The 9,840-nt window shown below is 57.3% G+C and carries 9 protein-coding genes; 6 read left to right on the top strand and 3 right to left on the bottom strand.

Annotation, left to right across the window (positions count from 1 at the left end):
- The first annotated feature begins 248 nt into the window (after positions 1-248).
- The 6 genes from ACE4YL_RS04465 (at position 249) to ACE4YL_RS04440 (ending at position 5,743) form a co-directional block, all read left to right on the top strand.
- The gene (locus tag ACE4YL_RS04465) at positions 249-1,079 is read left to right on the top strand and encodes an HAD family hydrolase (protein WP_461358742.1); all 831 of its coding nucleotides are present in this window, start codon (positions 249-251) and stop codon (positions 1,077-1,079) included.
- The gene (locus ACE4YL_RS04460) at positions 1,063-2,022 is read left to right on the top strand and encodes a GSU2086 family protein (protein ID WP_461359911.1); all 960 of its coding nucleotides are present in this window, start codon (positions 1,063-1,065) and stop codon (positions 2,020-2,022) included. Before ACE4YL_RS04465 ends, ACE4YL_RS04460 begins: the two co-directional genes overlap by 17 nt.
- Positions 2,023-2,036: 14 nt before the next feature.
- Positions 2,037-2,615 carry a D-sedoheptulose-7-phosphate isomerase gene (locus ACE4YL_RS04455; protein ID WP_461358744.1) on the top strand — a complete coding sequence of 193 codons (579 nt, stop codon included), beginning with the start codon at positions 2,037-2,039 and terminating at the stop codon, positions 2,613-2,615.
- Between the two features lie 3 nt (positions 2,616-2,618).
- Positions 2,619-3,647, top strand: coding sequence for a bifunctional heptose 7-phosphate kinase/heptose 1-phosphate adenyltransferase (locus ACE4YL_RS04450; protein WP_461367200.1), 1,029 nt, complete (start codon positions 2,619-2,621; stop codon positions 3,645-3,647).
- 16 nt (positions 3,648-3,663) lie between these two features.
- Positions 3,664-4,617 carry an ROK family protein gene (locus ACE4YL_RS04445; RefSeq protein ID WP_461359908.1) on the top strand — a complete coding sequence of 318 codons (954 nt, stop codon included), beginning with the start codon at positions 3,664-3,666 and terminating at the stop codon, positions 4,615-4,617.
- A 172-nt stretch (positions 4,618-4,789) separates the two neighbouring features.
- Entirely contained in the window at positions 4,790-5,743 is a 954-nt protein-coding gene (locus ACE4YL_RS04440) for a PfkB family carbohydrate kinase (RefSeq protein ID WP_461369301.1), read from the top strand.
- A 67-nt stretch (positions 5,744-5,810) separates the two neighbouring features.
- Here the strand turns inward: ACE4YL_RS04440 and mmsB are convergent, their stop codons facing one another.
- The 3 genes from mmsB to chvE all read right to left on the bottom strand — a co-directional run bounded on the left by mmsB (position 5,811) and on the right by chvE (position 9,710).
- Positions 5,811-7,055: a multiple monosaccharide ABC transporter permease gene (gene mmsB, locus ACE4YL_RS04435; protein WP_461369300.1), complete on the bottom strand. Its 1,245-nt coding sequence runs from the start codon at positions 7,053-7,055 to the stop codon at positions 5,811-5,813.
- A complete protein-coding gene (locus ACE4YL_RS04430; protein WP_461359850.1) occupies positions 7,052-8,605 on the bottom strand; it encodes an ATP-binding cassette domain-containing protein in 1,554 nt (517 codons plus the stop codon). The genes mmsB and ACE4YL_RS04430 overlap by 4 nt, the downstream gene beginning before the upstream one ends.
- A 76-nt stretch (positions 8,606-8,681) precedes the next feature.
- The gene (gene chvE, locus ACE4YL_RS04425; RefSeq protein ID WP_461359853.1) at positions 8,682-9,710 is read right to left on the bottom strand and encodes a multiple monosaccharide ABC transporter substrate-binding protein; all 1,029 of its coding nucleotides are present in this window, start codon (positions 9,708-9,710) and stop codon (positions 8,682-8,684) included.
- Positions 9,711-9,840 lie beyond the last annotated feature (130 nt).

The raw sequence follows: 9,840 nt of genomic DNA, 5'->3' as shown, positions 1-9,840 counted from the left end.
TCACGAAGTACAGTGTCGGGATTGTGTCGCAGTTCTACGAACGGCGGTAGATTCTTCAGGAGCGGTGTACGCGGCCCGTACGCACCGTTCTGTGAGAGGAAAGCCGCTAGGCTGATCACCTAGCGGCTACCTACTCGATTTCTTGGGGAGTGAAGGAGGAATATTGATTCTTTCGGTGAATTAATACAATGAATAAATTAAAAGCTCAGGCTTACCACAAGGCACTGACCAGGCTAAGGGGAGAGGCAATGTCTTATTTGGAGTGGATTAATACCGATATACACAGGGATTTTAAGGCAGTCTTATTCGACTTTGATGGCACCCTGTCCCTGATCCGGGAAGGGTGGCAGCCCATCATGTACGGCTATTTTACCGAAGTCCTCACCGCGGTCTCCGGGCTGCCCGAAGCGGAGATCTATAACCTGGTGAAGGACTTTGTGGACTTGCTCACCGGCGAGCAGACCATCTACCAGTGCATCCGGCTGGCGGAAGAGGTAAGAAAACACGGGGGCCAGCCGGAAGATCCGCTGGTGTACAAAGCCGAGTACAGCCGCCGCTTGCTGGCGCATATCGCCCACCGCCGCGAGGCTCTGGCCTGCGGCGCTGCCGACCCCGAAGAATACCTGGTGCCGGGGAGCATCGAGCTCTTGGAGGAGCTGCGCAGCCGCGGTTTAACCTTGTATCTGGCCAGCGGTACTGACCATGAACACGTCTTGGAGGAAGCCCAGGCCTTGAAAATCGACCAGTATTTCAACGGAGGTATCTTCGGCGCCCTGGATGATTATGAAAACTTCTCCAAGGAGCAGGTGATCAGAGAGTTGATCCTGCCTAAGATTGATTCCGGCCATGGGCTCTTGGGTTTCGGGGACGGTTATGTGGAAATCGAAAATGTGAAAGCAGCAGGCGGCATTGCCGTGGGAGTTGCCTCCAACGAGAGGGAGCGCCGGGGTATTGATGCCTGGAAGCGCCCAAGACTGGTTCGAGCCGGCGCCGATGTGATCATTGGCGATTACCGCGTCCGGGAAAAACTGATTCCTGAGTTAATGGGAGGGGGAAAAGCCTGTGTATCCCACGTTTGACTTGAGCAAGCTTAATTTGAAGCCCCTTGCGGAACGCAAGCACGACATGCACGTCTCTGAAGTAAAGGAGCTGGGCTGCCCCCAGCCCATGGAAAATGCAGACCTGAAGGAGATCGCGGCCCGCATCGTCGCCGCCAGGAAGCGGGGGGCAGCGGTCATCTTGATGATGGGTGCGCACGTGATCAAAACGGGGATGAGCCGCTTCATCATTGATCTCATGGAGAAAGGTTTAGTTACCCATGTGGGCTTCAACGGGGCCTGCGCTATCCATGACTTCGAGCTGGCCATGATTGGCGCCACCACAGAAAGCGTGGCCCGCTACATCAGCGCAGGGCAGTTTGGCCTCTGGCAGGAAACGGGCAGGATCAACGACATCGTCAAAGCCGGTGCGGAAAAGGGCTATGGTTTTGGCTATGCCCTGGGTAAGCACATCTTTGAAGGTGACTACCCACATAGAGACGTGAGCATCTTAGCCGCCGGCTACCGCCTCAAGGTTCCCGTCACTGTGCACATCGCCATCGGTCAGGACATCATCCACGAGCATCCCAACTTCGATGGGGCCAGCAGCGGTAAGGCCTCCCACACCGACTTCCTCGTTCTGGCCCAGAGCGTCTGCAATTTGGAAGGGGGGGTACTGCTCAATATCGGCACGGCGGTGATGGGTCCGGAGGTTTACCTCAAGGCCCTGTCCATGGCCCGCAATGTGGCCCATCAAGAAGGGCGGGTGATCCGCAATTTCACCACTGCCGTTTTTGATCTGCAGCCTGTCACATCCCGGGACTACCATGTGGAACCCACAAAGGATCAACCCCAGTACTACCATCGTTTCTGGAAGACCATTCTGATCCGCACCGTGCGGGACGGAGGCACAAGTTTCTACATCGAAGGCGATCATCAAGCAACCATTCCCAGTCTCTGGGCAAGATTACAGGAGCTGAGCTAGAGGAGGATCAACCCATGCTGCAAGGTAAGCGTGAATTCATGGTAAGTTATCTAGAAGATCTCCAGCAGGCCATAGAGAACATCGATTTGGGTGTTATCGAAGAAGTACTGGAACTTCTCGCCAAGTGCCGGGAAGAAGGCCGTTTCATCTGGGTTATGGGTAATGGCGGCAGCGCCTTAACGGCCTCCCATTTTGCGGTGGATCTGGGCAAGGGCGCTTCCTACGGAAGGAATAAGCGCTTTGCCGTGTTCAGCCTCACCGAAAGCGTGGGCACCATCACCGCCTACGGCAACGACACCAGCTACAACCACATCTTCGTGGAGCAGCTGAAAAACGTAGTGAAACCCGGCGATGTGGTGCTGGCCCTGAGCGGCAGCGGCAATTCGCCCAACGTGATTGCGGCCCTGGAGTACTGCAAGCAGCAGGGCATCACCGCGGTTGGCCTCACGGGCAGGGGAGGCGGGCGGTTGGCCCAGATTTGCGACGTGGTGTTCAAGGCGAACTCTGACCACATGGGCCGCATTGAAGATCTGCACATGATCGTTGTCCACCTGCTCACCTATTATTTCATGGAAAAGGACAGTGGGAAGTAGGCCATGCAGCGCAGTGTTTTAGACCGGATCCTCAAACAGGCGAACGACCTCAAGGTGCTGGTTGTTGGCGATTTCTTTCTGGATTTCTACGTCCTCATCGATCCAGAAAAGGATGAGGTGAGCCTGGAAACCGGCAAAACCGCTTTCCAGGCGGTAGACCACTATTCCTCCCCTGGGGCGGCGGGAACCGTGGTGAACAATCTCACTGCTTTGGGTGTGGGCACCATCGGCGCGCTGGGCGTCATCGGCTCAGACGGCTTCGGTTTTGAGCTCAGGCGCCACCTGGAGGAGCAGGGGGTGAATATGGAGCACCTGATCCAGTGCCCCACGCGGCTTACCCCCACCTACATGAAACCACTGCGGGGAACCAGGGAAGCTAGCGAGGAGCAGAACCGCATTGATTTCAAGAACTGGACGCCGCTCCCTCGGGAGCTGGAGGACCAGGTGATCGAAGCTTTACGGGCGGAAGCGCCCAAGTACCACGCCCTGATCGTTGCCGATCAGGTGGACCAGGAGGGCCTGGGCCTGGTTACCGAGCGGGTGCGCTCTGCCCTCTGCCAGCTGGGCCAAGACCATCCCGACCTGATCATCCTAGTGGATTCCCGGCGGAACATTGGCGAGTACCGCCATGTTGCCATCAAGCCCAATGAGTTTGAGGCTGGGCGGGTCTTGGGCCTCAAAACCGCAGCTGAGCGGCCGGAAGAAAGCGTGCGCGCCCTTTCCGCCAGGACCCAAAGGCCGGTTTTCCTCACCGTGGGGGACCAGGGCCAGTGGGTGTGTGCCGAGGGGGAAGTCCGGCAGATCCCCGCTTTCCCTGTGACTGGTCCCATCGACATTGTGGGCGCGGGGGACAGCACCAGCGCCGGAATTGTGCTGGGCTTGGCTGCAGGGGCCTCGGTTTGGGATGCGGCCCTGCTGGGCAATTTGGTTGCTTCCATCACCATTACCAAACTCGGGACCACAGGCACCGCCAGCCCCGCTGAACTGGTGGCACGCTACGAGCAGTGGGCTAAACTCAGGGCTCAGGAGTAACCAAGGAGGATCAGCGATGCCGGTTGTGGCTGTAGATATCGGTGGTACCCAGTACCGCTTGGCCGTTGTGAGCAGAGAAGGAGAAATCCTCTTGCACCAGCGGGCCCGCACCAACAGGGAAGCAGGGGCCAAGTGGCTTCTACCCAGGCTGCGGGCTGAGCTTAGGGAGCTTCTGGCCAAGGGTGAGCACAGCCCGCAAGCCATCGGCATTGGCTTTGGCGGGCCGGTGGACTTTGCCAGCCAGACCATCCTCGCTTCCCTGCACGCGCCGGGCTGGGAAGAGGTGGATCTGTGCGGGGAACTGGAGCGGGAGTTTGCCCTGCCCTGCGTAATCGACAACGATGCCAACATGGGCGGTTTAGGGGAGTATACCTATGGTGCGGGCCGGGGCTTTGGCAGCATTTTGTACTATACGGTGAGCACCGGCGTGGGGGGCGGAGTGATCATAGGTGGGGAGCTCTTCAGGGGCAGCCACAGCCAGGCTGGAGAGCTTGGCCATATTCCCATCAGCCTCGACGGGCCCGCCTGCACCTGCGGTTTTCGGGGATGTGTGGAAGCGCTGTGTTCCGGTCTAGCCATTGCCCGCCAAGCCCGGGAAGCCGTGGAAAAGGGAAAGACATCCTCGTCCCTGCGCACCATCCTGGAGGAAAAGGGCGGCTTAACGGCCAAAGACGTTTTTGACTGTGCCGCTTCGGGGGACGCCCTGGCCCAGGGGATCCTGGCCAAGGTGAAGAACGCCTTTGCCCGCGGGCTGATTGGCGCCATCAACTGCTTTGATCCCCAGGCGGTGGTGGTGGGGGGCGGTGTGGGCTTAGCCCCCGGCTTCCTCGATGGTTTGGAGGAGCAGGTCAACGGCTCCTTGGTCATACCGGGCCGGAGAAAGATCCCCATTTTGCGCGGCTCCCTGGGCGACAACTCCGTACTACTGGGGGCTGCGGCCCTAGCCTTTAGGACCATAGATACATACTGATGGCTGATCCTGCGTAACACGTACTAACCCACCTGCCAGCTTTCGGGCAGGTGGGTCATTTTACTTGGTGGGCAAAAGGCTAAATGGGTGCTGCTGGAGAAATAAGGGTTAGGGCAGCCCGGAAGAAAACGGGCCCCAAAAGCCAGATTCTCGTTACTAGGGGGCGAGTGGCATGTACGATGTTGTGGCCTTGGGGGAAATACTCATCGACTTTACTCCAGCTGGCCTGTCGGAGAACGGAAATCCGCTCTTTGAGGCCAATCCCGGCGGTGCCCCCGCCAATGTCCTGGCCTGTCTAGCTAAGCTGGGCAGGAAAACCGCCTTCCTGGGTAAGGTGGGCGCCGATGAGTTTGGCCGCTTGCTGCGGGAAGTGCTCGCCTCCCGGGGCATTTCCACCCACGGCTTGGTGCTGGAGGAGGCAGCCCAGACCACCTTAGCCTTTGTGCATCTGCACGAGGATGGAGACCGCTCCTTTAGTTTCTACCGCAGCCCGGGGGCGGATACCCTGCTGCGGCCGGAAGAAGTGGATCGGGCGCAGCTTACAGCTTCCATCTTTCACTTCGGTTCCCTATCCTTAACCCATGAACCGGCCCGCAGCGCGACCTTGGCTGCTCTCCACTGGGCGAAGGAAAGGGGTGCGCTCATCTCCTATGATCCCAATCTCCGGCCTCCGTTGTGGTCCAGCTTGGCGGAGGCGAAGCGCCAGATTCTGGCTGTTATGGATCAGGCCGACATTGTGAAGATCTCCCGGGAGGAGCTGGAGTTCCTTACGGGCTCAGACAGCCTCGCGCAGGGCAGCGCCCAGCTGGTCAGGGAGTATGGAACGAGTCTGCTTCTGGTTACTTTAGGCAAAGACGGCTGCTTCTTTAGATTAGGCGATCTCACCGGGCTTGTACCTGGATTTCCAGTACAGGCGGTAGATGCCACCGGCGCCGGTGATGGTTTTCTCGGGGGCATGCTCCACGAAATCCTGCGGCGGGGCAAGGCCCTTGAGGAGTGGAGCTTGGAGGAGCTGGAAGCAAGCGTACGCTTCGCCAACGCCATTGGCGCTTTAGTGGTTACCCGCAAAGGGGGCATTCCAGCCATGCCCAGCCTGGCTGAGGTCCAGAGCTTCTTAGCCAGGTAAGGGGCGGTTGAGCACAGAAAAAAAGCCTTGGTCAGTGGATGCTGCCCAAGGCTTTCTCTTTGCTTGCTTACCCTTCCAGCTTAACGCTTTCCTGCGGTTTCGGTGCCCTTCTGCCAAAAAAGGGCAGGAAGCGCAGCTGCATTCTCTGTTTGCCCAGAACGTCAAAGGCCACAGCTCCCAAGAGGACGAGACCCTTCACAACCTGCTGGACGTTGGAGCTGATGCCCATGATGGACATACCGTTGTTCAAAACGCCCATGATCATGGCACCGATCAGCGTGCCGCCAACGGTACCAATTCCCCCATAGGCACTGGCGCCACCGATAAAACAGGCGGCAATGGCGTCCAGCTCAAAGGATTGCCCCGCTTGGGGAGAGGCCGAGTTCAACCTGGCCGAAAAGACAATGCCGGCGATGGAGGCCAAGAAGGCCATGTTCACATAGGCGAGGAACAGCAGCTGTGTCGTTTTTACACCGGAAAGCCGCGCCGCCTTTTCGTTACCGCCCAGGGCATAGAGGTGCCGTCCCATCACAGTGTGTGTGGTGAAGTAGCTGTAGGCGATGAGGATGATGCCTACGATGATCAGCACCTTGGGTACGCCCCGGTAAGCCCCGAGGGTGTAAAACAGCCAGATCACAGCGGCCGAGACGATCACCATCTTCAGCAGAAGAACCCAAGGGCTCTCCACCTCGTAGGCCTTCTTCTTGCGCCAAATCCAGCCCCGCATCTGGGAAATGCAGTAGATGATGGCCAGGAGCACGCCGATCAGGAGCGAGGTGGAGTTTCTCAACCCAAACAGGCTCATCCCCGGAAACAGGTCGGGTATGTAGCCAGTGGAATAGGCGAGAAAGTCGCTGGGGAACGGTGCTAGGGTGAGTCCCCCTAACACGATCAGGGTTAAGCCCCGGAACACCAACATGCCAGAGAGGGTGACGATAAAGGCGGGGATGCGCGCGTAGGCGATCCAGAAGCCCTGCCACGCCCCGATGGCCAGACCGATCAACAAGCAGAGCAGGATGGTGAGGTGCGAGTTCCAGCCCCAGCTGATGATGAAGGTTCCCGCACAGGCACCGATAAGGGCTACCACTGATCCAACTGACAGGTCGATGTTACCGCCAGTGAGAATACACATGAGCATACCTACGGCCAGAATAACCACGTAGGCGTTTTGGAATATGAGGTTGGAAACGTTCATGGGCTTCAGCAGCGTGCCGTTGGTCATCAGTTGAAAAGCTATGATGATGGCCAGCAGCGCCAGCAGGATCATGTACTGCCGCAAATTATTCCGCAGTGTTGTCCAGAGACTACTCATGCCCCGATCTCCCCCTTACTTTGCTGCATGATGCAGTTCATAATACCTTCTTGGGTGGCCTCCGACTGGGGAAACTCTGCAATAATGCGCCCGCTGTCCATGACGTAAATCCGGTCGCACATGCCTAAGATCTCAGGCAGCTCAGAAGAGATGAGCAGGATGGCCTTGCCTTGTTTCGCCAAGTCGTTGATGATCTGGTAGATCTCGTATTTGGCCCCTACGTCCACGCCCCGGGTGGGCTCGTCAAGGATGAGAATGTCCGGTTTGGAGTAGATCCACTTGGCCAGCAGCACTTTCTGCTGGTTGCCGCCGGAAAGGTTGTTGACCAGCTGCTCCACGCTGGGTGCCTTGATATCCAGAGCTTCGCGGTAATGGTTGGCCGTCTGCCGCTCCAGGTCTCGGTCGATGCGTCCCTTGGGCGCAACGAAGTCCATTCGGGGCAGGGTGATGTTGTGCATGATGCTGTTACCCAGGATCAGCCCGTTGTCTTTCCGGTCTTCGGTGACGTAGGTCAGCCCGGCGTTAATGGCCTCGGGTACCGAGTTCAGCTCCAAGACCTGGCCGTCCTTGATCAGTGTGCCTGAGATGCGCGACCCATAGGCGCGTCCAAAAATGGATAAAGCCAGCTCTGTGCGTCCAGAGCCCATGAGTCCATAGATCCCCGCGACTTCACCCTTATGAAGTTTGAAAGAAACGTTGTCTACCACTTTGCGTTCAGTGTACAGCTCATGGTATACGGTCCAGTCTTGGACCTCGAGAGCCACTTCGCTGCGGATCGTATGCGGACGGTGAGGATAGCGCTCAGTCATCTCCCGGCCCACCATTCCCCGGATAATCCGCTCTTCAGTGACCCCATCTTTGTGTTTGTCCAGAGTTTCCACGGTGGATCCATCGCGCAAAATGGTGATGCGGTCAGCGCAATAGGCGACCTCGTTGAGTTTGTGGGAGATGAGAATCGAGGTAATGCCCCTCTCACGTTTCAGGGTCAACAGCAGATTCAGGACTTTCAACGAATCCCCTTCGTTCAACGACGAGGTTGGTTCGTCCAAGATGAGGAGCCGGACGTCCTTAGCCAGCGCCTTGGCGATCTCAACCAGCTGCTGCTTGCCTACGCTGATGTCTTTCACCAGCGTCCGAGGATTCTCCTCAAGGCCCACAACCTTGAGATATTCCTCCGCCTTTTGATACGTTTCATTCCAGTCAACGACCCCGCGGCGGCGCCGCCGTTCATTGCCCAAGAACATGTTCTCGCCAATGGACAGATAAGGAACGAGGGCCAATTCTTGGTGAATGATGACTATTCCCAGTCGTTCAGAGTCCTTGATGCTGTGGAACCGGCAGAGCTGTCCGTCGAAGTAGATGTCTCCAGAATAAGAGCCGTAGGGATGAACTCCGCTGAGTACATTCATCAAAGTCGACTTTCCAGCTCCGTTTTCACCAACAACCGCGTGGATTTCTCCCTCGTTAACGGTGATGTTCACATTGTCGAGGGCTTTAACACCAGGAAACTCCTTGGTGATTGAGTGCATCTCCAGTAATTTCTTGGCCAATTGTGACCCTCCTGAACCCTAAACGGGCGAATGGGTGTAGCACCCATTCGCCGTCGTGGTTTCTAAAGCTGAAAGCTTAGAGTCCCAGCTGCTCCCGTGTGTAATAGCCGCTTTCGATGAGGAGTTCCTCGTAGTTGTTGATGTCAGCAAAGACCGGTTCGCACAGATATGTTGGTACCACGAATACGCCGTTGAAGTAGGTTTCGGTGTCGTTGACTTCAGGCTCTTCACCGTTGACGATGGCCTGCACCATCTTCACAACCTGCTCAGCCAGGGTACGGGTGTCCTTAAAGACGGACATGGCCTGATAGCCGGCGATGATGTTCTTGGTGTTGGCGATGTCGCAGTCTTGGCCGGTGATCAGCGGGAACTCTTCTTTGGTGAACCCAGCGCCGATCAGGGAGTTGGTTACACCCAGGGCGGTGGAGTCGTTGGAGCAGAGAACCGCATGCAGCTTCAGACCGCCGGCGTAGTTGGCAGCGATCAGGTTATCCATGCGGGCCTGGGCCCTTTCGGACGACCACTCTAAGGTAGCAACCTGCTCGAAAGCGATCTGGCCAGAGGGCACCACTACCTTGCCAGCCTCGATGTAAGGCATGAGCTGATCCATGGCCCCCTGATAGAAGTAGCGGGCGTTGTTGTCATCTGGCGAACCAGCAGTGATCTCGATGTTCACCGGATCCGTGCGGTTGTCGAGATCAAGGGCTTCCACCAGGTACTTGCCCTGGATGGTACCGACCATGTAGTTGTCGAAGGTGGCGTAGTAGGAGACGGCATCCGTTTCCATAATGAGGCGGTCATAGGCAATTACCGGAATGCCCTCGTCTTTGGCGATCTCCAGAACTGTACCCAAGGAGGCGCCGTCAATGGCGGAGATGACCAGGACGTCAGCTCCGTTGAGGATCATGTTTTCGATCTGCGAAACCTGCAGGGCTACGTTGTTGTTGGCGAACTGGAGGTCAACTTCGTAGCCAATGGCCTCAAAACGCTCCTTCATGTTGGCACCGTCTTGGTTCCAGCGCTGCAAGCTCTGGGTGGGCATGGAGATACCAACCCTCACTGCCGCCATGGCTGCAGTGGACGCAGCCAAAACCAGTGCCGCCAAAAGAACTACCGTTAATAATTTCTTCACAAGCAATCACCTTCCTCAGTAGTGTGTCAAGACTGCGCTCAACTCCGTTGGCCCTATCTCTCTACTGCAGTAACCCTTCGGCAATCCCCCCTTCTGTCTTGTA

This window comes from Candidatus Darwinibacter acetoxidans, from assembly GCF_041936445.1.
GTDB lineage: Bacteria > Bacillota > Limnochordia > Darwinibacteriales > Darwinibacteriaceae > DTU010.
This window is presented reverse-complemented; position numbering and strand designations above follow the sequence as displayed.